Origin of the sequence: Bittarella sp. HCP28S3_D9, from assembly GCF_052065655.1 — a bacterium.
Lineage (GTDB): Bacteria > Bacillota > Clostridia > Oscillospirales > Ruminococcaceae > Bittarella > Bittarella massiliensis.
The window spans coordinates 22,953-47,411 of sequence record NZ_JBQHTP010000010.1 but is presented as its reverse complement, the minus strand read 5'-3'; the positions used below and the strand labels follow the sequence as shown (position 1 = coordinate 47,411).

Annotated in this window: 26 protein-coding genes; 16 read left to right on the top strand and 10 right to left on the bottom strand. The window is 64.7% G+C overall.

All coding sequences use genetic code 11. The features are described from left to right. The first annotated feature begins 51 nt into the window (after nt 1-51). The 8 genes from ACTNAU_RS07000 to ACTNAU_RS06965 all read left to right on the top strand — a co-directional run bounded on the left by ACTNAU_RS07000 (nt 52) and on the right by ACTNAU_RS06965 (nt 9,084). Nucleotides 52-1,302: a methylaspartate ammonia-lyase gene (locus ACTNAU_RS07000; RefSeq protein ID WP_441097976.1), complete on the top strand. Its 1,251-nt coding sequence runs from the start codon at nt 52-54 to the stop codon at nt 1,300-1,302. A gap of 12 nt (nt 1,303-1,314) precedes the next feature. Next, nucleotides 1,315-2,673 carry an acyclic terpene utilization AtuA family protein gene (locus ACTNAU_RS06995; protein WP_441097975.1) on the top strand — a complete coding sequence of 453 codons (1,359 nt, stop codon included), beginning with the start codon at nt 1,315-1,317 and terminating at the stop codon, nt 2,671-2,673. A gap of 24 nt (nt 2,674-2,697) precedes the next feature. Continuing rightward, complete coding sequence (locus tag ACTNAU_RS06990) at nt 2,698-3,015, top strand: DUF4387 domain-containing protein (RefSeq protein ID WP_021659889.1); 318 nt, start codon at nt 2,698-2,700, stop codon at nt 3,013-3,015. Between the two features lie 89 nt (nt 3,016-3,104). After that, nucleotides 3,105-4,040 carry an alanine-tRNA synthetase second additional domain-containing protein gene (locus ACTNAU_RS06985; protein WP_441097974.1) on the top strand — a complete coding sequence of 312 codons (936 nt, stop codon included), beginning with the start codon at nt 3,105-3,107 and terminating at the stop codon, nt 4,038-4,040. A 1,257-nt stretch (nt 4,041-5,297) separates the two neighbouring features. Continuing rightward, nucleotides 5,298-6,605: a putative DNA modification/repair radical SAM protein gene (locus tag ACTNAU_RS06980; RefSeq protein WP_441097973.1), complete on the top strand. Its 1,308-nt coding sequence runs from the start codon at nt 5,298-5,300 to the stop codon at nt 6,603-6,605. Continuing rightward, entirely contained in the window at nt 6,584-7,441 is an 858-nt protein-coding gene (locus tag ACTNAU_RS06975; RefSeq protein ID WP_441097972.1) for a TIGR03915 family putative DNA repair protein, read from the top strand. The genes ACTNAU_RS06980 and ACTNAU_RS06975 overlap by 22 nt, the downstream gene beginning before the upstream one ends. Before the next feature lie 435 nt (nt 7,442-7,876). Continuing rightward, nucleotides 7,877-8,521: a TetR/AcrR family transcriptional regulator gene (locus ACTNAU_RS06970; protein WP_441097971.1), complete on the top strand. Its 645-nt coding sequence runs from the start codon at nt 7,877-7,879 to the stop codon at nt 8,519-8,521. Beyond that, on the top strand, nt 8,518-9,084 hold the full coding sequence (locus ACTNAU_RS06965; RefSeq protein WP_441097970.1) for a flavodoxin family protein: 567 nt from the start codon (nt 8,518-8,520) through the stop codon (nt 9,082-9,084). Before ACTNAU_RS06970 ends, ACTNAU_RS06965 begins: the two co-directional genes overlap by 4 nt. 70 nt (nt 9,085-9,154) lie before the next feature. Here the strand turns inward: ACTNAU_RS06965 and ACTNAU_RS06960 are convergent, their stop codons facing one another. The 9 genes from ACTNAU_RS06960 to ACTNAU_RS06920 form a co-directional block, all read right to left on the bottom strand. Continuing rightward, complete coding sequence (locus ACTNAU_RS06960; RefSeq protein ID WP_441097969.1) at nt 9,155-9,514, bottom strand: hypothetical protein; 360 nt, start codon at nt 9,512-9,514, stop codon at nt 9,155-9,157. Between the two features lie 135 nt (nt 9,515-9,649). Then, a complete protein-coding gene (locus ACTNAU_RS06955) occupies nt 9,650-10,321 on the bottom strand; it encodes a DUF2238 domain-containing protein (RefSeq protein ID WP_256135628.1) in 672 nt (223 codons plus the stop codon). Nucleotides 10,322-10,486: 165 nt separating this feature from the next. Beyond that, entirely contained in the window at nt 10,487-11,209 is a 723-nt protein-coding gene (locus ACTNAU_RS06950; protein ID WP_441097968.1) for an ABC transporter permease, read from the bottom strand. Then, a complete protein-coding gene (locus ACTNAU_RS06945) occupies nt 11,206-12,078 on the bottom strand; it encodes an ABC transporter ATP-binding protein (RefSeq protein WP_441097967.1) in 873 nt (290 codons plus the stop codon). Before ACTNAU_RS06945 ends, ACTNAU_RS06950 begins: the two co-directional genes overlap by 4 nt. Continuing rightward, complete coding sequence (locus ACTNAU_RS06940) at nt 12,079-12,873, bottom strand: MerR family transcriptional regulator (RefSeq protein ID WP_441097966.1); 795 nt, start codon at nt 12,871-12,873, stop codon at nt 12,079-12,081. Between the two features lie 161 nt (nt 12,874-13,034). Then, nucleotides 13,035-13,205 carry a hypothetical protein gene (locus tag ACTNAU_RS06935; RefSeq protein ID WP_185915202.1) on the bottom strand — a complete coding sequence of 57 codons (171 nt, stop codon included), beginning with the start codon at nt 13,203-13,205 and terminating at the stop codon, nt 13,035-13,037. Nucleotides 13,206-13,269: 64 nt separating this feature from the next. Continuing rightward, nucleotides 13,270-13,731 carry a VanZ family protein gene (locus tag ACTNAU_RS06930; RefSeq protein WP_441097965.1) on the bottom strand — a complete coding sequence of 154 codons (462 nt, stop codon included), beginning with the start codon at nt 13,729-13,731 and terminating at the stop codon, nt 13,270-13,272. A gap of 115 nt (nt 13,732-13,846) precedes the next feature. Next, nucleotides 13,847-13,981, bottom strand: a complete 135-nt coding sequence (locus ACTNAU_RS06925; RefSeq protein WP_256135633.1) for a hypothetical protein — start codon at nt 13,979-13,981, stop codon at nt 13,847-13,849. A gap of 1 nt (nt 13,982) precedes the next feature. After that, entirely contained in the window at nt 13,983-14,159 is a 177-nt protein-coding gene (locus tag ACTNAU_RS06920; RefSeq protein ID WP_185915200.1) for a hypothetical protein, read from the bottom strand. Nucleotides 14,160-14,375: 216 nt separating this feature from the next. Here ACTNAU_RS06920 and ACTNAU_RS06915 point away from each other — a divergent pair, with 216 nt between their 5' ends. From ACTNAU_RS06915 to ACTNAU_RS06900, 4 genes are read left to right on the top strand one after another with little or no spacing between them, the layout of a single operon-like run. After that, nucleotides 14,376-15,260 carry a methylenetetrahydrofolate reductase gene (locus tag ACTNAU_RS06915; RefSeq protein WP_441097964.1) on the top strand — a complete coding sequence of 295 codons (885 nt, stop codon included), beginning with the start codon at nt 14,376-14,378 and terminating at the stop codon, nt 15,258-15,260. Next, nucleotides 15,257-15,958 carry a vitamin B12 dependent-methionine synthase activation domain-containing protein gene (locus ACTNAU_RS06910; RefSeq protein WP_441097963.1) on the top strand — a complete coding sequence of 234 codons (702 nt, stop codon included), beginning with the start codon at nt 15,257-15,259 and terminating at the stop codon, nt 15,956-15,958. The genes ACTNAU_RS06915 and ACTNAU_RS06910 overlap by 4 nt, the downstream gene beginning before the upstream one ends. Beyond that, nucleotides 15,939-18,329 (top strand): homocysteine S-methyltransferase family protein, encoded by a 2,391-nt coding sequence (locus ACTNAU_RS06905; protein ID WP_441097962.1) that lies wholly within the window; start codon nt 15,939-15,941, stop codon nt 18,327-18,329. The genes ACTNAU_RS06910 and ACTNAU_RS06905 overlap by 20 nt, the downstream gene beginning before the upstream one ends. Continuing rightward, on the top strand, nt 18,326-19,156 hold the full coding sequence (locus ACTNAU_RS06900) for an alpha/beta fold hydrolase (protein ID WP_441097961.1): 831 nt from the start codon (nt 18,326-18,328) through the stop codon (nt 19,154-19,156). Before ACTNAU_RS06905 ends, ACTNAU_RS06900 begins: the two co-directional genes overlap by 4 nt. A gap of 62 nt (nt 19,157-19,218) precedes the next feature. Here ACTNAU_RS06900 and ACTNAU_RS06895 read toward each other — a convergent pair whose 3' ends face one another. After that, nucleotides 19,219-19,893 carry an HAD family hydrolase gene (locus tag ACTNAU_RS06895; protein ID WP_441097960.1) on the bottom strand — a complete coding sequence of 225 codons (675 nt, stop codon included), beginning with the start codon at nt 19,891-19,893 and terminating at the stop codon, nt 19,219-19,221. 182 nt (nt 19,894-20,075) lie between these two features. Here ACTNAU_RS06895 and ACTNAU_RS06890 point away from each other — a divergent pair, with 182 nt between their 5' ends. The 4 genes from ACTNAU_RS06890 (at nt 20,076) to ACTNAU_RS06875 (ending at nt 24,362) form a co-directional block, all read left to right on the top strand. After that, on the top strand, nt 20,076-21,032 hold the full coding sequence (locus tag ACTNAU_RS06890) for a hypothetical protein (RefSeq protein ID WP_441097959.1): 957 nt from the start codon (nt 20,076-20,078) through the stop codon (nt 21,030-21,032). A 218-nt stretch (nt 21,033-21,250) separates the two neighbouring features. Next, entirely contained in the window at nt 21,251-22,255 is a 1,005-nt protein-coding gene (locus ACTNAU_RS06885) for a carbohydrate kinase family protein (protein WP_185915193.1), read from the top strand. A 134-nt stretch (nt 22,256-22,389) separates the two neighbouring features. Next, a complete protein-coding gene (locus ACTNAU_RS06880) occupies nt 22,390-23,136 on the top strand; it encodes a 2-phosphosulfolactate phosphatase (RefSeq protein WP_441097958.1) in 747 nt (248 codons plus the stop codon). After that, nucleotides 23,133-24,362, top strand: coding sequence for a class I SAM-dependent rRNA methyltransferase (locus ACTNAU_RS06875; protein WP_441097957.1), 1,230 nt, complete (start codon nt 23,133-23,135; stop codon nt 24,360-24,362). The genes ACTNAU_RS06880 and ACTNAU_RS06875 overlap by 4 nt, the downstream gene beginning before the upstream one ends. The last annotated feature ends 97 nt before the right edge of the window (nt 24,363-24,459 follow it).

Below are 24,459 nucleotides of genomic sequence, written 5' to 3'. Positions count from 1 at the left end.
CAGAGCGGGCAAAAAAACGCGACAGACAGCTGAGAGCAGGAGGAATATACTGTGAAAATTGTTGATTTGGTCTGCGCCAAGGGGCGCACCGGATTTTTCTTTGACGACCAGCGGGCCATCAAGCTGGGGGCCGAGTCGGACGGCGCGGCCTATCTGGGCAAAACCGCCACCGCTGGGTTTTCGGCAGTCCGCCAGGCGGGCGAGGCCATCTCGGTGATGCTGGTGCTGGAGGACGGGCAGGTGGCCTACGGCGACTGCGCGGCGGTCCAGTACAGCGGCGCGGGCGGCAGGGACCCCCTCTTTCTGGCGGAGGACTTCATCCCCGTCATCGAGCGGGAGATAAAGCCCCGCCTGGTGGGCAGAGAGGCCGACAGTTTCCGCGCCCTGGCGGAGGAGATCGACCGGCTGCAGGTGGGCGGCAAGCAGCTGCACACCGCCATCCGCTACGGGGTGACCCAGGCCATCCTCGACGCGGTGGCCAAGGCCTCCCACCGGCTGATGTGCGAGGTGGTGGCCGACGAGTACCACACCCAGGTCACCGACCGGGAGATCCCCATCTTCACCCAGTCGGGGGACAACCGCTATGAGAACACCGACAAGATGATCATGAAGGGCGCCCAGGTGCTGCCCCACGCCCTCATCAACAACGTAGAGACCAAGCTGGGCCAAAAGGGCGAAAAGCTGGCCGAGTACGTGGGCTGGCTGCGCGAGCGCATCTGCAAGCTGCGGCTGGACGAAAACTACGCCCCGGTGCTGCACATCGACGTCTACGGCACCATCGGCGCGGCCTTTGGGAACGACAACTACCAGGGGATGGCCGACTACCTGGCCGAGCTGGCCAAGATCGCCGCCCCCTTCCACCTGCGCATCGAGGGCCCCATGGACGTGGAGGACCGGGAGAAACAGATGCTCGCCCTCAAGGAGCTGACCCGCCTGGTGGACGAGCGGGGCATCCCGGTGGAGCTGGTGGCCGACGAGTGGTGTAACACCCTGGAGGACATCCGCTACTTTGCCGACAACCGGGCCGGGCACATGGTGCAGATCAAGACCCCCGACCTGGGCGGCATCAACAACGTGGTGGAGGCGGTCCTCTACTGCAAGGAGAAGGGGATCGGTGCCTACCAGGGCGGCACCTGCAACGAGACCGACCGCAGCGCCCAGGTCTGCGTCAACCTGGCCATGGCCACCTGCCCCGACCAGATCCTCGCCAAACCCGGCATGGGGGTCGACGAGGGGTACATGATCGTCTACAACGAGATGCAGCGCATCCTGGCCCTGCGCAGAGCCCAGGCCGAGCGCTAGGAGGGGTTTTTGATGAAAGAGGAATTTCGCATTCTGTCCACCACCGCCATCCTGGGGTACGGTTTCCCCAAGGAGAGCTTTGAAGAGGGGATGAAGCGCCATCCCCACCTGATCGCCGTGGACGCGGGCTCCAGCGATCCCGGGCCCTACTACCTGGGGGCGGGGGTTTCCTTTACCGACCGGGACGCGGTCAAGCGCGATCTGGAGATCATGCTGGAAGCCGGGGTCAAGGAGGGCATTCCGGTGGTCATCGGTACCGCCGGCGGCAGCGGCGGCGAGCCCCACCTGAACTGGTGCCGCGAGATCGTGGAGGAGATCGCCCGGGAGAAAGACCTCCACTTCAAGCTGGCGGTCATCCACGCCGAGTTTGCAAAAGAGGATGTCAAGGCGGCCCTGCGGGCGGGGAAGGTGAAACCCCTTGCCCCGGCGCCCGAACTGACCGAGGAGGCGGTGGACGCCACCACCCGCATTGTGGGCCAGATGGGGATGGAGCCCTTTATCAAGGCCCTGGACGAGGGGGCGCAGGTCGTTTTGGCCGGGCGCACTTACGACCCGTCGGTCTTTGCCGCCCCGGCAGTGCGGGCGGGCTGCGACAAGGGGCTGGCCATCCACCTGGGCAAGATCCTCGAGTGCGCCTCCATCTGCGCCACCCCCGGCAGCGGCTCGGACTGCATGTTCGGCTATATTGGGGAGGACTACTTCCGGGTGGAGCCCTTGAGCCCCCTGCGCCGCTGCACCACCCTCTCGGTGGCGGCCCACACCCTCTACGAAAAGACCAACCCCTACATCCTGCCGGGGCCGGGCGGCCACCTGGATTTGACCGACTGCAAATTTGAGCAGGAGACGGAGAACATCGTCCGGGTCAGCGGCAGCCGCTTTGTGCCCGATGCATACACCGTCAAGTTGGAGGGGGCGCGCTGCATCGGCTACCGCACCGTCTCCATCGCCGGGGCCAGAGACCCCATCATGATCGAGAAGATCGACGAGGTGCTCGAGGGGGTGCGCGCCCGGGTGGCCGACAACTTCCGGGACGCCGACCTCCACTACTACCTGCACTTCAACATCTACGGCCGCAACGGGGTGATGGCGGAGTTGGAGCCCACCCCCACCACCGAGGGCGCCCACGAGCTGGGCATCGTCATCGAGGCGGTGGCCGACACCCAGAAACAGGCCGACACCATCTGCGCCTTCGCCCGCTCCACCATGCTCCACTACGGCTACGAGGGCCGCCGAGCCACTGCGGGCAACCTGGCGTTCCCCTACTCGCCCAGCGATTTTCACGCCGGCGAAGTCTATGTGTTCAGCATCTATCACGTCATTGCTGTCGACGACCCCGTCGCCCCCTTTGCCGTTGATTGTGTGGACCTGTAATGGTAGAATGAGGAGGAGAGAGCTGTGAAACAGAAACTGACCGATCTCGCAGAGATCATCCGCAGCAAGAATTCCGGCCCCTACGAGCTGACGCTGGACATCATGTTCAAGGACTTTGCCAGCTTTGAAAAGGCCTGTGAGAAGAAGATCATCAACGAGGACGTGGTCTGCCGTCTCTACCACATCCCCCCGGAGAAGATCATCAACATCATCGAGTTCCAGCCGGCCAAGGCCATCAAGATCACCATCCAGCGCCCCATCTGTTCGGGCGACCTGGGGGAGACCGACGTCTACGGCGCCCAGCAGCACGCCCCGCTGCTGGACTTGGAGTTTGACTGGTAGAAAAATAAGAGAGGGCCCGCAGCGGCGGGCTATGGCGGCAGGCGCTTCGCGTGAGGGGCGCCTGCCGTCTTGCAGAGGAGGAGCGCCCCATGCCCTATTCCGATCGAATGCAGAAAAACCACCTGTACAGCGTCTTCTTCGCCCCCCGCGGCAACGTGCGGATGGCCGATTTGGGGATGCAGATCGCCCAGCAGTACCTCAGCCCCTTTGACCTGCTCATCGGCATTGTGGGGGAGGGGGGCTCGGGCAAGAGCATGCTGGTCAAGGGGATGTTCCCCGGGCTGGAACTCACCAACGACGACGAGGGGGTCAACGTCCGCCCCCTCCCCATCCTGGATGTGGACGAGGACGACTCGGGCTTTTACAGCCCCCACACCTATCACCTGGATATCCGCTTCGAGTCGGCCTTTACCCAGATGCACGTGTTGGCCGAGGCCATTTTAAAGGCCATCGAGAAGAAAAAGCGGGTCATTGTGGAGCACTTTGACCTCATCTACCCCTTTTTGGGGGGGCGCAACGCCCACCTGCTCATCGGGGTGGGGGGAGAGGTCATCATCACCCGGCCCAACCTCTTCGGCCCCGAGCCGGAGGATTTGACCAAAATCGTCTTTGGCTCCATCCGCTTTCGCAAGATGGCCCACACCGCGGAGGACCTCTGCGAACACCTGATTTTGCGCAAGTACAAGGGCAAATACACCCACGGCGACGTCAAGCACGGCTTTGTGCTCAGCTTTGCCGAAAAGCCGGACATCGACTTAAAGCGGCTGGAGACCGAGGTCAACGAGCTGATTGCCAAAGACATCCCCATCTCCTACTGCGACGAGGAGCACATCCTCATCGGCGACGAGCTGCACCACTGCACCGGGCCGCGGATGCACGTGCGCACCACCGGCGAGATCGAGGAGTTCGCCCTGCTGCAGGACCTGCCGGTGGAGCCCATGACCGGGCGGTACCTGCTGGTGGGCCTGGTGGGCAGCGACTGGGAGAAGGCCGGCGGCAAGGACTTCAACAAAATCGTCTTTTGACGCCTGGGCCGAGTATTTCCCAGGGGCTGCCCTCCCTGCGGGGAGACGGGCCCACAAAGGGGCCAGCGCGCCGCCTGCAAGATCGCTGCGGGCGGCGCGCCTCTGTGCGGCTGGATTGCTGCGGGCGGATGCGGGACCAATTTTCCGGTTCTCTGCCGCGGCGCGTGGCCCTCTGGAGGGCCGGCGGCGCCCTCGTGCAGGGATGGCTGACGCTATGTGTGGGCCCCTGTCTGTGAGGGGAAGCCGGTAAGAGAGAGTGGGTCGCGTTCCTGTGGAAGGAACTCTTAGCGGCTGCGATTTGACTGTAAATCGGGGGCAACTCAAGTGACAAGGCGTCTGCCTTGTCACTTGCCTTTTTTAGAAAAAAACATCTGGTCATGTGGGGTGCTCCCAAAGAACTTGGGCGGCGCAAAAGGACTGAAGGCTCCTTGTACTGCGGAAAGGCGACTTGCGGGGAAAACAGAGCAGAGAGGGAAAATGCGAGAGGTTTGCAAGGGAAAAGAGAGAACAGTTGTGGAGGCAGCGGTGCTCTCCGGCCAGAGCCATATGCTTGCAGGGATTTGACCTGAAATGAGCGGTTCCAGTTTTTTGGGATTTTTTCAATGGGAAAAGGTGGTCGAATTGTTTTTGAGCGGTGCGCGAGTTTGAAGTGCAAGTTGCAAATATGGAAATCGGCAGTTTGAGCGTCAGGGGGTACTGCGCCGGCACTGCAGGTGGGAATGCAAAGGAGATAGGGGGGTATCCAGCATCAATTCAGGGAAGACCAACTGGCAGACCGAATGACACACAAAGAACCCATGCACCGGTTTGCGGGCTGCAGAGTAGCGGTCTTTTGCCGGTGGCAAACCGCATCAGCGCCTCCGGTTGTAGCTTGAGAATAGGGGGCTTTGCTCGCATTTGTAGGACCACCAGCTGCGCCGATGGAGGCCTACTCGCGTTTGTGAAAAATGAAAAGGGGGAATTTTTCTCCTGGCGCCTGCGCAGGTGAGGCGCTGGGAGGGAGTGCCGGAGGAGAGAGGGACTGCCCCCTGTTTTGTCAGTCTCGCGCAGTTCAAAAGGAGAGGACTCACCCTCTTGCGCCCCTGTCTGGTTGCGATTTTTTGCGGGAAGAGGGCGAGAGGCTGTCCCTTCCAAAAGAAGGAGGGGCAGGAAGAAGGTGGCAGGGCCGTTTTGGCGCGGAGCGGTTGACTTTTGAGGGGAGGAAGGGTAAAATAAAAAAGAACAAATGTTTATTTTAGAGCGAGGGGGACACAGGAAATGGAGCTGCTGGAAAAGTTGGAGATCCTCTCCGACGCGGCCAAGTACGACGTGGCCTGCACCTCCAGTGGGGTGGACCGGGCCGGCAGGAAGGGGCAGTTGGGGAGCGCGGCGGCCGCGGGCATCTGCCACAGCTTTACCGCCGACGGACGCTGTGTCTCCCTTTTAAAGGTGTTGATGACCAACATCTGCGCCTACGACTGCAAGTACTGCGTCAACCGCTGCTCCAACGCCACCCCCCGCGCGGCCTTTTCCCCCCGGGAGCTGGCCGACCTGACCATTCAGTTTTACCGCCGCAACTACATCGAGGGGCTGTTTTTGAGTTCCGGCATCCTCAAAAACCCCGACTACACCTGTGAGCGGATGATCGAGACCCTGCAGATCTTGCGGGAGGAGTACGGCTTTCGCGGCTACATCCACGCCAAGGCCATCCCCGGGGCGGACGACCGGCTCATCGCCCAGCTGGGGATGCTGGCGGACCGGATGAGCGTCAACATCGAGCTGCCCAGCCAGCAGAGCCTGCGGCGGCTGGCGCCGGACAAGTCGAAGGCGGACATCTTTCGCCCCATGGGTCTGATTTCCAGCGGGATCGCCCAGAACCAGACCGACCTGGTGCGCTACCGGGGCGCGCCCAAATTTGCCCCCGCCGGGCAGAGCACCCAGATGATCATCGGCGCCACCCCGGACACCGACCTGCAGATCTTGCGGCTGACCCAGGGCCTCTACCGCAAATACGGCCTCAAACGGGTCTTCTTTTCGGCCTACACCCCGGTGCAGAGCGACGCCCTCCTGCCCGCCCTGACCACTAAGCCGCCCCTGCTGCGGGAACACCGCCTCTACCAGGCCGATTGGCTGCTGCGCTTTTACGGCTTCGACGCGGGGGAACTGCTGGACGAGCGGGCCCCCAACTTTAACCCCTACCTGGACCCCAAGTGCAACTGGGCGATCCACCACATGGAGCACTTCCCCGTCGAGGTCAACCGCGCCCCCTACGAGATGTTGCTGCGGGTGCCGGGCATCGGCGTCAAGAGCGCCCAGCGGATCGCCAAGGCCCGGCGGCTGGGCCCCCTGCACTTTGACGGGCTCAAAAAAATCGGGGTGGTGCTCAAGCGGGCCCAGTACTTTATCACCTGTTCGGGGAAGACGGCGGTGGGGCTGAAAATCAGTCCGGAGGCCGCCTTTCGCGCCCTGGTGTCCGAGCGCAGCGCCGCCATGCTCCCCCAAAACCGGCCGGAACAGCTCTCCCTATTCGACGAGCTGCCGGTGACCCGAGAGGATGTGGTCTCTTGTTTGACCGGCCAGATTTGATTTACCTGCACGACGGCAGCTTTGCCGGTTTTCTCTGCTGCGTCTTTGAGAGCTTTGTCAGGAGGGAGGCGCCCCTGGACATCGTCTGCCGGGAGGACTGCCAGACCGGGCTCTACGCCGTGCGGGAGATCGAGAGCGACAGGGCGCGGGCGGGCCGGGTCTTTCGCTCCATCGGCGAGCGGATGGGGGAGGAGGCCCGCCAGCTGGTGCAGAGGGCCTTTCTGTTCGGGGAGGAGGGGCGGGATCTCTGGCTCTACCGCTTCCTCTGCCGGGGCTACCGCTATGGGCCCACTGTCTGCGACATGTTGGGGGACGAGGCGGTGAGCCGGGTGCAGAAGATGGCCCTCTCGGTGTCGAACGAGGCGCATCTGCTGCTGGGGTTTGTCCGCTTTGCCGAGTACGACGGGGCCCTCCTCTCCCAAATCTCCCCCAAACACTTTGTGCTGCCGGCCCTGCGGGAGCATTTTTGCGACCGCTACCCGGAGGAGACCTTTATGATCCACGACAAGACCCACCAGATGGCCATGATCTACCGCCCGCACCGGGCCAAAATCATCTCGGTCAAGGCGTTGGAACTCCCCCCCGACACCCCACAGGAGCAGCTCTACCGCCAGTTGTGGCGGGGGTACCACCAGTCCGCCACCATTGCCGCCCGGGTCAACCCCCGCTGCCAGCGGGGAAACATGCCCAAGCGCTTTTGGGGGGAGATGTGCGAGATGGCGGACAGGTCTGCCCCTCCTTTAGAGGGGGCGAGAGCCGCCGGTCTGCAGGGGCCGGAGCGGGGAGACGCCTCCTCTCCACAAAGAAGTTCTCCCCATCGCCTGGCGGGGGAGTGACCTGTCCGACGGGGCGGATCATTCGGCTTGGAGCGTTCTCTCAAAGGGTGCCTCGCCAGTCGGTGGACGGCCATTTGAAAAAGAGGGCCCCTTTTTGCCGCGGTGTCCGTGAGGAAGAAACTCGATGAGATGGCCGGTGCCTGCAGATGAGAAAAACAGCGGGGAGGGGCGGTCTGCCCCTCCCTTTTTCGTGTCCGGCGGACGGCCTTCTGCGCGGAAAGATGTAGAGAAGTGCCGACAGATATCCCCGGGGAAGGAAGGGGAAGTGGTTTGACGGGGCAGGCAACCAGTCTTTGGCAGCCAATGAGGGGAACCGCTGTCCGAGGAGAAGAACAAGTTTGAAAGGCCCCACTTGCTTTTACCCTTGCCAAAGGGAAAAAGCCGTGGTAAAATTAATTAAACCAATAGTTTAATTAATAAAAGGAGGAAGAGCCGATGGGGAGAAGAAAGAAGGAACCCGCTGAGGCCCACCGGGGCCGCATCGCCCAGGCGGCAGCCGCCCTTTTCGCCAAGCGGGGTGTGGATTCGGTGACGGTGGAGGAAATCGCCCGGGAGGCGGGGTACAGCAAGGCCACCCTCTATGTCTACTTTCAGGGCAAGGAGGAGATCGTCGGTGCCCTCACCCTAGAGAGTATGCGGCGATTGCGCGACTGTCTGTCGTCCGTCCTCGCGGAGGGGACGGGCGCGCGGGGCCGCTACGACGCCGTTTGCGGGGCGCTCCAGCGCTACCAGGGAGAAGCGCCTTTCCTTTTTGGCCTGGCCCTGCGGGAAATCAACATCGATTGGGAGAGCCCCGACACCCTGCCGGTAGAGCGAGAGATCTTTGCCGTGGGCGAGGAGATAAACGACCTGATGGGCCGCTTTCTGTGCGAGGGGATGAAGGCGGGCGCGTTCCGCCCCGACCTGGAAATCCTGCCCACGGTGTTTGCCTTCTGGGCAATGCTGGCCGGCCTCATGCAGGTGGCCGCCAGCAAGGAAAAGTACATCGAAAAGGCGATGGGTCTCACCCGAGAGGCGTTTCTTGCGGGCGGTTTTGAAACCCTCTACCGCGCCATTGCCAGAGGGGAGGGGTCGAGATGAAACGGCTGTTGGCGATTCTGGGGAGCCCGCACCCGGACGGCTCGACGGCGGCCATGTTGGCGTGCGCCGTCGCCGCTGCCGAGAGGGCCGGTTGGGCGGTGGACAGGGTGGAGCTCTACCGGGAGGAAATCGGCCTTTGCCGGGGCTGCCGCGCCTGTATCGAGGCGGGGGTCTGCGTGGTGCCGGACGGGGTGCAGAGGATCGCCCGGCTCCTGCAGGGGTGCGACGCGGTCGTTCTGGCCGCCCCCACCTACTGGGCCAACCTGCCCGCAGCGGTCAAAAATTTCTTTGACCGGCTGCTCGGCACCGCGATGGAGGAGACCAAGACCTTCCCCAAGCCCCGGCTGTCGCCGCGCCAGCGGTACCTGCTGCTGACCGCCTGCAACACCCCGGCCCCCTTTGATTACCTCTGCGGGCAGAGCCGGGGGGCCATCCGCGCCATGGAGGAATTTTTTCACACGGCGGGGATGAGGCGGATGGGACGGGTCGTCTTTGCGGGCGCACAGGGGCGGGGGGAGCTGCCCCCTTCGCTGGAGAGAAAGATCCGCCGCTTTTGGCAGTGAGAGAGCTGCCCTGTAAAACCCCCCAGAGCCCATTCACGGGCCCTGGGGGGTTCTGCGCGGTTGGGGGTGTTTAGTCCCCTTTAGACGGGGGACGGCCAGGACATCGACGCTGTCCGGTGCTTTGCTCCCCTTGGTACGCAACTTCCAGGGGGACGGTCGCCTCCTCCTCGCAAAGGGCTTCGACGGTGAGTGCGTCGGACATATCGGAGTGAACATGGACCACATCGGCGTTCTTCACGCGGCAGCTCTTGCCAGAGAGGTAGACCGGCGACTGGACCTCAAAGGGGAGGGTGCGCGTCTCCCCCACCTCCATGGTGACGTTGCCCGGGAGGATGTTCAGCGAAAGCCGGGGGGATTCCTCCTTGCAGCCCAAGAGGGCTGTCAAGAGGAGGGACCCGAGCAGCAGGGGAAGATACCTGGCCTTTTTCACAGTCGGCCCACCCCTTTCACACCGGGACGGGCAAAAGCGACCCGCCCGCTCAAAACAGCTTTTTTCCAGTTCCATTATGCCATCTTTTTGCGCAAAGGGGGAGAGGGGGTTCCTTTTTAGAAAATCTTTCGCCCGTCAGTGCGCGCGGCTCTCGAGAGGGGCGGAAACGGCGGCGTTGGCCCGCCAAAAATCGAGAAAGACGCGCATCAGGGGGCCTGCCTTTCGGCGGCGGTGAAACCGCCAGAGTGCCCAGAGGACCAGCAGGGTCCCCAGCAGGCAGGCGATCATGTCGAGCATGGTGTCGTGGATACCGGTGGTGAGTACGCGCTGGGGGTCGGTGTGAAAGACAAAGTCGCAGGCGTACTCGGCAATCTCCCAGCAGGCGGCGACGAGCATGGGAAAGGAGAGGGCGAAGTAAAAGGCGAAGGGGGCGTCCTCCCCGGCGAGGGGGCGATTTCGCTTCAGGTAGGCAAAGAGGCAGAGGCCCAGCAGGGCAAAGAGAACGCCGGAGAGGAGGTGGACGAATTTGTCAAACCAGGGAAACCAGTGGTAGCCCTTCATGGCGATGCCCACCCCGTAGGCGAGAAAGGCGAAGAGGGCGACGGCCCGGCTGAGGGCGGGGACTGGCCGCAGGCGAAGGAGGCGGTAGGCCAGCGGCGGGATGAGGAGAAAGAGGGGGGCGGCGGCGGTGACCAACAGGTAGGGCCAGGGAAAACAGAAAAAATCCACCACCCCGATGGACAGGGTGCCGGCGAGGTAGGCGGCGATGGCGGCGCGGCCGCCGCACTGGTTGACAAGGGGCTGCATCAAATCCCTCCCATTTGTTTTTGTAGCCCTTTTAGTATACAACAGAGGGGAGAAATTGGGCAGTCCCCATCTCCCTACAAATTTGTTTCAACTTTCTTTCGGCTGTCCCTCAAAACAGCAAGTGGGCGCTGTCAATGACAGCGCCCACGCGTGAAACGGCAGGTGTCAGCGGGTCAGGAGCCCGCCCCTTTTTGAAAGCCGCCACCCGCAGAGGCCCAGGGCCACAAGAGAGATGAGCAGGAGGGCGGAGACTGCCTGCCACCCCCCCTCGCCGGTGAGGAGGGAGTAACTCCAGGAGGCGGGGAAGAGGCGCCCGGCGAGCCGCAGGGGATCGGGGAGAAAAGCGGCGGGAAAGAGGGCCCCCGAGAGCATGATGGAGGGGAGAAAGAAGATTTGGGTGACCATGGTCAGCCGGGAACTGGTCTGGAAGAAGAGGCCGAGGGCGGTCCCCAGACAGAGGCAGGAAAAGAGGAAGAGGGCCATCGCCCCCAGGTAGAGGGGGAGATGGGGAGGGAGGCTGGCGTCAAAGAGGGGCGGGGCCAGCAGGAGGATGAGAAGGCTGACGAGAAAGAGGTGGACAAAGGCGGAGAGAAAGTTGGACGCCGCCGGGGCCCAGAGGGGGACCCTGCCCACCTGATAGGCCTTTTTGATCTCGCTGCCGTAGAGGGCAGTGAGGGGGACCGGCGCGCCGAGAAAGGCCCCCATGCTCACGGCAAAGACCGACATGGCGGGGATGACCGTCTCCTTGGCGCCGGGGTCGAGGGAGGTGAGGATGCCCCCCATGAAGAGGAAGAAGACCAGGGGGACCAGATAGTAGGTGAGCAGCACGTCGCGGTTGCGCAGATCCAGTTTCCACTGGAGAACGGCCTGATAGAAAAAAGCGGTCATTTCGTCTCCTCCTGCTGTGCAAAGTCCAAGAATCGGTCCTCCAGGCTCTGGTGCTCCACCCGCACATCCTCCACCCGCACGCCGGCGCTGCGGGCGAGGGAGAGCAGCTCCCACAGCCCTTCGCCGAGCTGCTGTGTTTGGTAGAGGGCATAGCCCTGATGCTCGCCGGTGAACCGGCAGTTGCGCAGCGCTGCCGCGTCCAGGGGAACGCCGGTTTTGAGGCCAATCTGCGCCCCCGTCTCGCCCTGGCAGAGCAGTTCGGAAGGGCTGCCAGAAAAGGCGACCCGCCCCCCTTTGAGGAGGACGATCTGGTCGCAGAGGCGCTCGACCTCGGCCATGTCGTGGCTGGCCAAGAGGATGGCGCAGCCGCGCTCTTTCAGCCGGCCGATCTGCCGGTGTAGGGCGGCCCGCCCCTCCACGTCGAGCCCGGCGGTGGGTTCGTCCAAAAAGAGGAGGGAGGGTCGGCCGATGAGGGCCAGGGCCAGGTGGAGGCGGCGCTTTTGGCCGGTGGAGAGGGACCGATAGGGGCGCTTGCCCAGGGCGTCGATCCCCAGTTCGGCCTCCGCCTCCCGGTCGCGCTCGCCGCCGTTCCAGCGGCAGAAGAGTTCCAGCGCCTCCTGTGGGCGGATGGTGGCCGGCAGGGAGGAGGACTGCAGCTGCACCCCTAGCTGGCCAGATATCTCCACTCTGCCGCTGTCTCGGGTGCGCAGCCCCTCGATGCACTCCAGCGCGGTGGTCTTGCCGGCGCCGTTGGGGCCCAGCAGGGCGACGATCTCCCCCTCCTTCAGGGTGAGGGAGACCCCCTTTAGCACCTCTTTTTCGCCGTAACGCTTACAGAGGTTTTGGACGGTGAGTGCGCTCTTGCTCATCTAGTGTTCCTCCTGTTCGGGCAGGCGGATACCCGCCTTTTGAAAATGGGCGTTCAGGGCCTGCTCCAGAACAGGGGTCACCCGCTCCTGGCGCTGGCGGAACTCGTCGCCCCATTGGGACTTGCTGTCGGCAAAGGCCGAGAGCTGGGGGAGGAGGGAGAGGTCGCCCCCGGTGAATTCGGTCACCATGGCCCACCAGCGGCCGCCGATGTCCGCGAGGGTGTCCCCGTCCGGGATGACCCCCGCCTCCTGCATGGCGATGATCTCATCGCAGAGGGCTTTCCAGGTGTCAAAGAGGGCAAGCCCCTGCTCAGGCCGGTCGCGAAAGCGGTCTTTGATGTGCTCCATCAGCGAGTCGTCGAAGAACTTGACGATCCAATACCCCTCGTTTTTCTGCTGCAAAAGGGTGACGATCTCGGCGTATTTTTTAAAGTCCACCGCCTGCATCTGCACCACCTCTTTTTCCAGGGCGGTGATGGCGTCCAGGGCCTGCTGCAGCTCGGCGATCTGGCGGCCGACGACCTCCCGCTGGTGGGCCAGGGCCTGGGCCACCTGCTGGGGGGTGTCCAGGGAAAGGAGATTCTCCCTGATTTGCTGCAGGGAGAACCCCAGGTATTTTAGGGACTGTATCTGGTGGAGGCGGACGACGTCCTTTTCGGTGTAGAGCCGCCGCCCGCCAGGGCTCTTGGCCGAGGGCTTTAACAGGCCCTCTCTGTCGTAGTACTGCAGGGTGCGCACCGTGACCCCCATCTGCGCGGCCAGCTGGCCCACGGTGAGCAGTTCGCTTCGCTCCATGTCGAATCACCTCTTTGAGGGTATTATACTATGTGACGCAAGGTCACAAGCAACCCCTTTTGCAAATTCTCTGCATTTTCCAGCAAAAAAGGGATGGGGCCGCCGACATTTTTCGGCGGCCCCATCCCTTTTCTGCCCGGCGCTGATGCCGGGGCGGGAATCTATCTGTTTTGGCGGTACTCCTCGGCGCAGGCCTGCAGCTCGGAGAAGGTGCGCACATCGCTCTCCTCCACCTGCTGGCGCACGTCGGCAGGCAGGGAGTGAAAGTACTCGTAGCTGGTCAGGTCCTGGTCGATGAGGTCGCTCAAACAGAGATGAACGGATTCGGACATGTTGAATCTCCCCCTCACAGAGAGTGTTTGCAGGGCGAGGGGAGATGATCAGAGGGAAATGACGTCAATTTTGGCGGCTTTTTGCCCGGCGGCGCCACAGCCAGAGGAGGAGGGCGGCCGCGGCCAGCCCGGTGAGGGCGCCCGCAAAGTCGAGCCAGACATCGCTGATCTGCCCGGAGCGCCCGGGCACCAAGAGCTGGATGCTCTCGTCGCACAGGGGGATGAACAGGCAGTAAAAGAAGGGGAGCGCCAGGTGGGGCTGCCAGCGGGCGGTGTACTGGCGAAGGGTGGCTAGCGCCATCGCCCCCAGGCCGAAGTATTCGGCAAAGTGGGCGGCCTTGCGGACAAAGTGCTCGCTGAGGTGAAGGGGGAGGCCGACGGATTCAAAAAAGCCGTTGACGAGGGCCAGCACCGCCCCGCTTTTGGAGGAGGAGCTGGGCCCCATGTCCAGCGAGTTGGAAAAGACAAAGAGGGTGTAGAGGATGAGCAGGGCGGTGAAGAGCGCCCTGCGGCGGCGGATCGACATGGAAAGACCCCCTGTACAAGAAATTTGGCCAGGCCGTTTGCCGGCGGCCGACCACTGCCAGTTCATTATAAAAGGGGGGGCGAAAAAATGCAAACGGATGAAAAAAGGACGGGGATCACTCCCCGTCCTTTTGATAGGCGACCAGCACCACCGGCTGACCGCAGGAATGGCAGATGGCCTGTTCCGCCTCCCGCAGGATGCGGCAGGCATCCTCGCTCAAGGGGGCCACCCCGTACTGGTTGGGGCCCATCTCAGTCGTCGCCCCGGGTCAGTTTGTCGGCGTAGGACAGCAGGGCATCGCGGGTGCAGACATGATCGCCCCGCTGGCGGATGGTCTCCTGCACGTAGCCGGGCAGCTGGGCAAATGCGTCTCTGGCCTCGGCGTCGCCGGAGAGGAGGTCGGACAGACAGTTGTAAGATTGGTTCATTTGGCTCACCTCCCCCTTAGTATTCCGGCGGGCGGACCCACTATGCCCCGTCTGACGACAAAAGAAGATTTGAAAAAGCTGACAAAAAGCTGGTGTGCATTTTGGAGGAATGCTATAATAGCCAAAAAGCCCTCCGCCGGGGATGGGCGGGGATGGGCTTGCCTCTGCAGCCGCGCCAAAGGGCGGCGAGACAGGGGGGAAGGGGAGTGAAGAGGGATGGATCTGTGTGAGTTGTTCCAACAAAAAAAGTGCGTGCTGTCCTTTGAGGTGTTTCCGCCGAAAAAGAGCAGCGGGGTGGAGAGCATCTACCGCACGCTGGACGAGTTGTGCGCCCTAAGACCGGACTTTATCAGCGTGACCTTTGGCGCGGGGGGCACCGGCGTCAAGGACAACCTGACGGTGGAGCTGGCCGGCGCCATCCGCGCCCGGGGGGTGGAGCCCTTGGCCCACCTGACCTGCATCAACTCCGACGAGGAGACCCTGCTGGGACTTCTGGACCGATTGGAGGAGGCGGGGGTGCGAAACATCCTCGCCCTGCGGGGCGACCGGGTGGAGGGGGCCGAGGAGGGCCCCTACCGCCACGCCAACGAGCTGATGGAGCGGATCGCCCGCCGGGGCGGGTTCAATCTGGTGGGGGCCTGCTACCCCGAGTGCCACTGCGAAGCGCCCGACGCCCTTCACGACCTGCAAAATCTGCGCCGCAAGCAGGAGGCGGGCGCCACCCACCTGATCACCCAGCTGTTTTTTGACAACCGCTGCTTCTACGACTTTGTCGAGAAGGCGCGGATCGCAGGGGTCTGCCTGCCCATCGAGGCGGGGATCATGCCCATCGTCAGCAAGCGGCAGATCGAGCGGATCGTTACCCTCTGCGGGGCCAGCATCCCTCCCAAATTTGCCCGGATGCTCAGCCGGTTCGAGGGCGACCCCGCCGCCCTGCGGGACGCGGGGATCGCCTATGCCACCGAGCAGATCATCGACTTGATCGGCAGCGGGGTGGAGGGCATTCACATCTACACCATGAACAACCCCGCCGTCGCCCGGCGGATCTGTGAAAACATCGCCACCGCTCTGGACTGTGTCAACGGGGGCGGGGCAGCGTGAGGGCGGTGGACGCCGCCTCGCTGCCCATCTCCCGAGAGGAGACGCTGCGCTATCTGCGCCACCGGGGCGGCCCCCTGACAGAGGAGATGGAGGCGCTGCTAAAGAGCTGCGAGGAGGAGCTGCGGTCGGTCGCCCGCCCCCGCTACTGCCACCGCTTTTTTGGGTTGGAGCGGCGGGGGAAGGCCCTCGCTCTCACCGGGAGCGGGGCCCTGCTCCCGGGGCGGCAGGTCGCCGCGCTGCTGGAGGGCTGCGACGGCTGCGCGCTTTTGGGGGCGACGCTGGGGGGCGAGGTGGACCGGCTGATCCGCCGCGCCCAGGTGGAGCAGATGGCCCGGGCGGTGGTCCTCGACGCCCTGGGCACCGCCGCGATCGAGGCGCTCTGCGACCTGGCGGGGGAGGAGATCCGCCGGGCGGCCGCCGCGGAGGGGAAGAGCTGTACCTGGCGCTTTAGCCCCGGGTACGGCGACCTGCCGCTTGTCTGCCAGCGGGACTTTTTGGGGCTGCTGGACGCGCCCCGGCAGATCGGACTGACCCTTACCCCACAGCTGATGATGGTGCCCGAGAAGTCGGTCAGCGCCATCATCGGGGTGGGCGCGCCGTCGAGGGAAGGGCCCCGGCGGGGCTGTGAGGGCTGCGCCCTGCAAAAAAATTGTGTCTACAGACGGGAGGGACTGCACTGTGCAGAAAAATTGGGATGAAAAGGACCGCTATGTCCTTCTGGACGGGGCCATGGGCACCGTGCTGCAGGATGCGGGGCTGCCCCTGGGCGGGCGGCCGGAACTCCTGAACCTGACCCAGCCGGACTTGATCGAGGGGGTGCACCGCCGCTATATCGAGGCGGGGGCTCAGGTGATCTACACCAACACCTTTGGCGCCAACCGCAAAAAGCTGGCGGGCTGTGGGCACGGGGTGGAGGAGGTGGTCGCTGCAGCGGTGGGCTGCGCCCGCCGGGCGGCCGACGGCAGCGGCTGCCGGGTGGCGCTGGACATCGGCCCCATCGGCGAACTGCTGGAGCCCAGCGGCAGCTTCCCCTTTGAGGAGGCGGTGGACCTCTTTCGCCAACAGGTGCGCGCCGGGGCCGCCGCCGGGGCCGATTTGGTGGTGATCGAGACCATGACCGACCTGTTGGAGGCCAAGGCCGCGGTGCTGGCGGCCAAAGAGGTCTGCGACCTGCCGGTCTGGGTGAGCATGACCTTTGAAAAGGGCGGGCACACCTTTACGGGGGTCTCGATCCCCGCCATGGCCCTGACGCTGGAAGGGCTGGGGGTGCAGGCGCTGGGCATCAACTGCTCGCTGAGCCCCCGGGACATCTACCCCCTGGCCAAGGAGTTGGCCGGTTGGACCGACCTGCCCCTGATCGTCAAGGCAAACGCCGGGCTGCCCAACCTGGAGGCGGGGCGCTACGACGTATCGCCCGGCCAGTACGCCGCCGACCTGGCCCCCTTTTTGGAGCTGGGGGTCACCCTGCTGGGGGGCTGTTGCGGCACCACCCCCGAATACATCCGCCAGATCGCGGCGCTGGTGGAGGGGAAAACCCCGCCCCGGCGGACCGCGGCGCGCGTCAGTGCGGTCTGCTCCCCCTCACGGGTGGTGGCGGTGGACCGGCCGCGGGTGATCGGCGAGCGGATCAACCCCACCGGGAAAAAGCGGTTCAAAGCGGCCCTGGCCGAGGGGAATTGGGACTACATCCTGGCCCAGGGCATCTCCCAGGCGCGGGCCGGGGCCGACATCCTCGACGTGAACGTGGGGATGCCGGGCATCGACGAGCCCGCCGCCATGGAACAGGCGATCAAGCGGCTGCAGGCCATTTTGGACCTGCCGCTGCAGATCGACACCACCGACCCGGCGGCGCTGGAGCGAGGGCTGCGGGTCTACTGCGGCAAGCCGCTGGTCAACTCGGTCAACGGGGAGAAGGCCTCCCTCGACCGGGTGCTGCCCCTGTGTAAAAAGTACGGCGCGGCGGTGGTGGGGCTGACCCTGGACGAGGCGGGCATCCCCAGCCGGGCGGAGGAGCGGCTGGCCGTGGCCGAGCGGATCGTGGAGGCGGCCCTGGCGTACGGCCTCCCCCGAGAGGACATCTACATCGACTGCCTGGTGCTGACGGCCTCGGCCCAGCAGGACGGGGTGATGGAGACGCTGAAGGCCGTCTCCCTGGTAAAGGAAAAGCTGGGGGTCAAAACGGTGCTGGGGGTCTCCAACATCTCCTTCGGGCTGCCGGCCAGGGAGCTGGTCAACCGCACCTTTCTGGCCATGGCCCTGCAGAGGGGGCTGGACCTGCCCATCCTCAACCCCAACGCCGCGGCCATGATGGACACGGTGCGGGCCTACCGGGTGCTGGCCAACCTGGACGCGGGGGCGGCCGACTTCATTGCCGCCTACGGCGGGGAGAGAGAGGACGCCCCCCAGGCGGGCGTCCCCGCGGCGGAAAACGCCGAGGAGGCGGTGGCCGAGGCCATCCGCGGCGGGCTGGGGGAGCGGGCCCGGGCGTGCACCCTGACCCTGCTGGAGACCCATCCGCCCCTGGAGATCGTCAACCGCTTCTTGATCCCCGCCCTGGACCGGGTGGGGGAGGAGTTTGAGAGGGGGACCCTGTTTTTGCCCCAGCTCATCCAGTCGGCCGAGGCGGCGGGCCGGGCCTTTGACGCGGTCAAGGGCGCCATCGCCGCGGCGGACAGCGACCAGGGCGACGGCGGGCGGATCGTGCTGGCCACCGTCAAGGGGGACATCCACGACATCGGCAAGAACATCGTCAAGGTGATTTTGGAAAACTATGGGTTTTCCGTCATCGACCTGGGGCGGGACGTGCCGGTGGAAGAGGTGGTGCGCGCGGCCAGGGAACACCGGGTCAAGCTGGTGGGGCTCTCGGCCCTGATGACCACCACCCTGGGCAGCATGGAGGCGACCATTGCCGCCCTCAAAGTCGCCCTGCCGGAGTGCCGGGTGATGGTGGGGGGCGCGGTGCTGACCCCCGAATACGCCCAAAAAATCGGCGCGGACTACTACGCCAGGGACGCCAAGCAGTCGGCCGACATCGCCAAAAAGCTGTTTTCAGAGGAGGAGAGAGGATGAAGGCGGAGATATGGGGCACGCCGGTGGCCTATGAGGAGCGGGGCGAGGGGATGCCCCTGGTGGCGATCCACGGCTGGACCGGCTGCTGCCTGCAGATGACCGAGCGCCTGGAACCGGTGTTTGCCGACCTGCCGGGCTACCGGCGCATCTACCTGGACCTGCCGGGGATGGGGGAGACCCCGCCCTGTGCGCGGGTGCAAAACACCGACGAGATGCTGGCCTTTGTGCGCGCCTTCATCGACCGGGTGGTGGGAGAGAAAGCCCCCTATCTGGTGGCGGGCCACTCCTACGGCGGGTACCTGGTGCGGGGACTGCTGGCGGCAGAGGACAGCCGGGCGGCCGGGGGCATCCTCCTCTGCCCGGTGGCCAACCCGGTGCACGCCCAGCGCATCCTGCCGCCCCTCGTGCCACTGGTGGAGGAGCCGGCCTTTGTGCAGGCCCTTCCCCAGCCCGAGAGGGAGGCCTACGGCGGGGCGATCGCGGTGCAAAACCAGCGCAGCTATGCCGCCTGGCAGCGGGAGATCGACGGGGTGAAAGACCGCTTTGACGCGGGCTATCTGGACGCCATCGTGCGCACCGGCTACGGCTATGCCCGGCTGCCGGAAGAGGGGAAGACCGTCGACGCCCCGGCCCTCCTCTTTCTGGGGCGGCAGGACGACGTGGTGGGGTATGAGGAGATGCTCGAGCTGCTACCCCACTACCCCCGGGCCACCCTGGCCCTGCTGGAACACGCCGGGCACCAGTTGGCCATCGACCAGCCCGAGGCCTTTGTGGCCATGACCCGCTGCTGGCTGAAAAAATGGGAGAGCGAGCGCCCACAGCAATAGGGGAACGAGAAAAGGGCCCCTGTCGGACAGATCGTCCGGCGGGGGCCCCTTTGAATGGCGGTTTAGTCTTCCAGCAGTTCGGCAAAACACTCGATGTGGCGGTCGGCGAGGGCGCAGATCTGCGGCCAGTCCTCCCTGGCGGTCTCGTCGAAGATGGCGCAGACTTGAAACCCGGCCTTTTTGGCCGTCTCGATGGCGTAGAGGCTGTCCTCAAAGACGGTGCACTGGGCAGGGGGGAGGCCGATGCACTCGGCCGCGCGCAGAAAGATGTCGGGGTCTCTCTTGCTGATGCCGGTCTCCTGCGCGGTGAGGAAGAAGTCCAGCTGGTCCCAGAGGCCCAGCCGCTCCAGGGCGGCGCGGGAGAAGTCGCGCCCGGTCATGGTGGCGATGCCCAACTTGGCGCCGCTCTGATGCAGGGCCTGCAGGTATTGGGGGACCATGGGCTTGCACTCGATCTCCCCCTCGTAGGCCGCGCCGATGCGCAGCAGCCAGCGGTCAAAAACGTCCTGCGCGGTGGCGTTCAGGCCGTAGCGGTCGACGAGGTACTGGGCGCGGTCGATGAGCTTTTTGTCGGTCATCAGCGCCCTCGCCTCCTCCTCTTGCGCCTCGGTGAGGGTGAGGCCCCACGGCTCTAGCGCCGCGAAGTCCCACACCCGCCAGTGATGCATGGAGTCCAGCAGGGTGCCGTCCATGTCGAAAATGGCCCCTTTGACGGGGAAGTCTGCTCTGCACTTCACTGTGAATATACCCCCTTGAAAAAATCTCTTTTTCCCAGTATAGCACAAAACCACAAAAAGGAAAAACGTTTCCATCGACACGGGAGGGAATGGACGCTCTTTTTTCTCCCGTCCACGCATAGGGATAGAGAGGCGTCCGCCCGGAGGGAGGGCGACACGAGAGGAAAAGGGGAGAGGGGACAATGTGGTGGATGTTGGCGCTGGCCGCGGCGGTGGGGGAGATGTACACCGCCGTAAAGCTGGCCTATTACGGGGAGCTGTGGGGGCGGGCCCGCGGCGGGGAGCCCACGGCCTGGATGGCGGCAGCCGCCGCCCTGCCCCTCTGGGGGGCGGCCCTCTGCGCCGGGTGGTCCCGGCGGGCAGACCTGGCTTTGGGAGGCGTGGGCGGGGCGCTGCTGCTCTGGGCGGCCGCCGGGGGCTGCGCTCTTCTGGCGGCGCTGGAGACGGCCTTTTCGTGGGGGGGTGTCAGCGGCCGCCGGGTGCTCTGCCTGTTGGGGGGCTGTGGGGCGGTAGTGCTGCTGCCCGCCTTTGGAATGGACATCCCCCTGGGGCCGGTGGGGGCGCTGACCCCGGTCCTCCTGCTGCTGGGCGGGGTGGAGCTGACCTACCGGCGGGAGCTGCGGCGACCGCCTGCCCGGGCGCTGGCGGACGGCCCGCTGCGGGGGCCCCGCCTCTGGTGGCGGGTGGGGGTGCTGGCGGTGGCGGCCTTCTTGGGCGGTCTCTTCCTCTGCTGCGGCCTCTCCCATCTGCTGGGGGAGGGGGCGGCATCCCCTCTGTGGGCGGCTCTCTTTCTGGGGGCGCCCCTCTCGGCGCCGGCGGCCGTCTGCTGGGGGAAGCTGGTGCGGCGGGGGGAGAGTGCCCGATTGGCCCCCTTTCTGCTTCGCCTGGGGTGGATGGGGCTGCTGGCCCTCCCCCTGTCGGACCTGGCCTGCCGGGGGGAGAGCGTCTACCGCTTTGACGCGTCCGCCCTGCTGCTCTGGCTGCTCTGCCTCTATGCCCTGGCGGCCCTCTTCTGGTGTCTGCGGCTGCTGCGCCGCAGGGAGCGCAGCGAGGCGATGCTCCTGACCTGCCGGATCCTCTGCGTCTGCCTGCCGCTGTGCGTCCTCCTCTTTTTCTGGCTGGGGCTTCGGCGGGGGTGAGCCGCTGGGGAAAGGGGGACATTTCGGCAAATCGCCCAATTGTCGAAAAAAGGGCGTCCTTTTCATCGGCCGCGCAAAAGCGGGCCGCCAAACGCGGCGGATTTTGGCGGCGGGGAATCGCCTTTTCAATTGCTTCTCCGGCAGGGCCCGTGCTATAATGGGGACGGAAACTGCGCCGAACGCGGCGAAATATATGCCACAGAAAGGGACGCGCGAACATGGTACAGCTGAAAACAGAGAAACCCATCCTCTGCCTGGGGGACGTAAACCCCGACATCATCCTGCCCTACGGCGAATCCCGCCAGATCATGGACGCGGTCGCCCGGGGCGAGGCCGACGTCAACAGCCCCCGCCCTGAGATCGCCGTGCAGGGCGGCGGCTCGGTGGGCAACACCGCCTCCGGCCTGGGGCGGCTGGGGATGCCGGTCTTTTTCGCCGGGATGGCGGGCCACGACTCCTTTGGCCAGTTCATCAAAGAGGACTTTGAAAAAGACGGGGTGGACACCCGCTACCTGACCCTCAACCCCGACATCCCCACCGTCATCATCATGGCGGTGGTGGGGGAGGACAAAAACCGGGTCATCTACGTCTACCCGCCGGAAAACCCCTCCCACCTGCAGCTGCGGCCGCAGGACCTGCCGGACGAGATTATCCCCCAAATCGGCTGGGTGCACACCACCGGCTTTATGCTGCGGGAGAACCCGGCGGCCGACACGGTGATCGGCTTTATGGAAAAGTGCGCGGCGGCGGGGATTTTGGTCTCCTTTGACCTGAACCTGCGCATCGAGACCAACCCCCTCACCGAGGAGTTCCGGCAGAGGGTGATGCGGATCGTCAACATCTCCAACCTTTTGCTGGGCTCCGGGGTGGAGGAGTACATGCCCCTCACCGGCAAGGGCGACCCGGAAGAGGCGGCCCGCTCCCTGGTGACCCCCGACCGGGTGGTCATCTCCCGCGCGGGGGCGGCCGGCGTCCACTACTACACCGACGGGGAGGAGGGCTTCCTGCCCACCTTTGACGTGGAGGTGGTGGACACGGTGGGCGCGGGCGACGGCTTCAACGCCGGCTTCATCTCGGCGGCGGCCCGGGGTCTCCCCCTGCGCGACTGCGTGGACTGGGGCAACGCCACCGCCTGCTACACCATCTCCCACAAGGGGGCGCGCACCGTCCCGCCGCGGGAGGTCATTGAGAAATTTATGAAGGACGTTCCCTATATCCGCTGACGGGAGCGAACAGGGGCCTGGCCGCTTTTGGTGGCCGGGCCCTTTTTTGCCGTTTGAGGGACCGCCCCTTTTCAAATGGGGGCAGATGCCGTATAATAAGCCGGAGTCAAGAGAAGGACAGGTGATCTGACGAGATGCAAGTGACAGTATACGCCCAGCACGACTTTGTCGACCCGCAGCAGCTGGCCAGCAGCACAGCGGTGGTGATCGACACCTTTCGCGCCACCTCCACCGTCACAGCGGCTTTGGAAAACGGCTGCGCGGCGGTGATCCCGGTCGCCCACAAGGAGGACGCCTTTCGCCTGCGCAGGGAGGTGCCCGCCTACCGGGAGGCCCTGCTGGGGGGCGAGCGCAAGACCCAGATCATCCCCGGATTTGACTGCGGCAACTCCCCCCTGGAATACACCCGGGCGCGGATCGGGGGGCGGGTGCTCATCCTCTCCACCACCAACGGCACCAAGGCGATGGCCAAGGCCGAGCGGGCCAGCGCCATCTACCTGGGCTGTCTCAACAACGCCGAGGCGGTGGCAAGGCGCCTCTGGCGGCGGGGGGAGGACGTGCAGATCGTCTGTGCGGGCACCAAGGGCAATTTCTCCCTGGAGGACGTGGTGAGCGCCGGGGCGATGATCCACTACCTAAAGCTGTGGGGGGGCGGCGAAGTCGCCTGCAACGACCTGGGCTACACCGCCTGGAAGATGTTCGAGGGCTACGGGGCGGATATGGACGGGCTGCTGCGCCCCACCCGCCACTACGGCACCATGCTCAAAAACGACCTGGCAGAGGACATCGCCTACTGCATCCAGCTAAACATCAGCCGATCGGTCCCCGTCTGCCAAAACGGGCAGGTGGTTTTGGCGCCAAAAGAGGAGGAGACAAGATGAAAGAGACCAGGCCCTATCCGGCCACAGCGGTGAGCCCCAAGGCAGAGGCGTCGATCCTGCGGGGGCACCCCTGGATTTACGACACCGAGGTGCGCCAGGCGGGGGAGGACTGCCTGGACGGCGAACTGGTGGACGTCTTTGGCCCCAAGGGCGGCTACCTGGGGACAGGCTTTTACAACAGCCACTCCAAAATCCGCATCCGGCTGCTCTCCCGCAACGCCAACGACCGCTTTGACGAGGCGTTTTGGGAGCGGCGGCTGCGCTATGCCTGGGACTACCGCAAGGCGGTGATGGGCGAAGACATCCGCTGTTGTCGGCTCATCTTCGGCGAGTCCGACGCCTTTCCCGGGCTGACGGTGGATCGATTCGACAACATCCTGGTGGCCCAGACCCTCTCGCTGGGGATGGAGCGGCGCAAGGGGCTGCTCTTTTCGCTGCTCTACAAGATATTGACCGGAGACGGCCAGAAAATCGACGGCATCTACGAGCGAAACGACGTGGCCATCCGCCGTTTGGAGGGGATGGAAGAGGGCAGGGGATTTTACCCCCTGGACGGGGTCGTCCCCCCTGCGCAGACCCGGACCGAAATCGTCGAAAATGGGATCGCCTACCAGGTGGACTTTGAAAACGGGCAGAAGACCGGCTTCTTTTTGGACCAGAAGTACAACCGCCAGGCGGTGGCGAAACTGGCGGCTGGTCGGCGGGTGCTGGACTGCTTTACCCACACCGGCAGCTTTGCCCTCAACGCCGCCAAGGGCGGGGCCGAGTGGGTGGAGGCGGTGGACGTCTCCGCCTCCGCCGTGGAGATGGCGCGGGAGAACGCCCGCCGCAACGGTTTGGAGGAAAAGATGGGCTTCGCGGTGGCAAATGTCTTTGACCTGCTGCCGGCCTTAGCCAAGGAGCGGCGGGGGACCTACGACTTCATCATCCTCGACCCGCCGGCCTTCACCAAATCCCGCCACACGGTACACGGGGCCGAGCGGGGCTATAAGGAAATCAACTACCGGGCCATGAAGCTGTTGCCCCGGGGCGGGTATCTGGCCACCTGTTCCTGCTCCCACTTTATGAGAGACGAGCTCTTTCGCAAGATGCTCGTCAGCGCCGCGGCGGACGCCCAGGTGTCCCTCCGGCAGATCGAGGCCCGCCAGCAGGCCCCCGATCACCCCATCCTCTGGAATGTGCCCGAGACCGACTACCTGAAGTTCTACCTCTTTCAGGTGGTGTGAGGGTCGCGAGGGGAGAGGAGAAGCCGCCTTTCTTTGGCGGGATCTCCCTTTTTGTTGTATTGGGCGGAATTTTGTACTATACTAATAAAGCTATCAA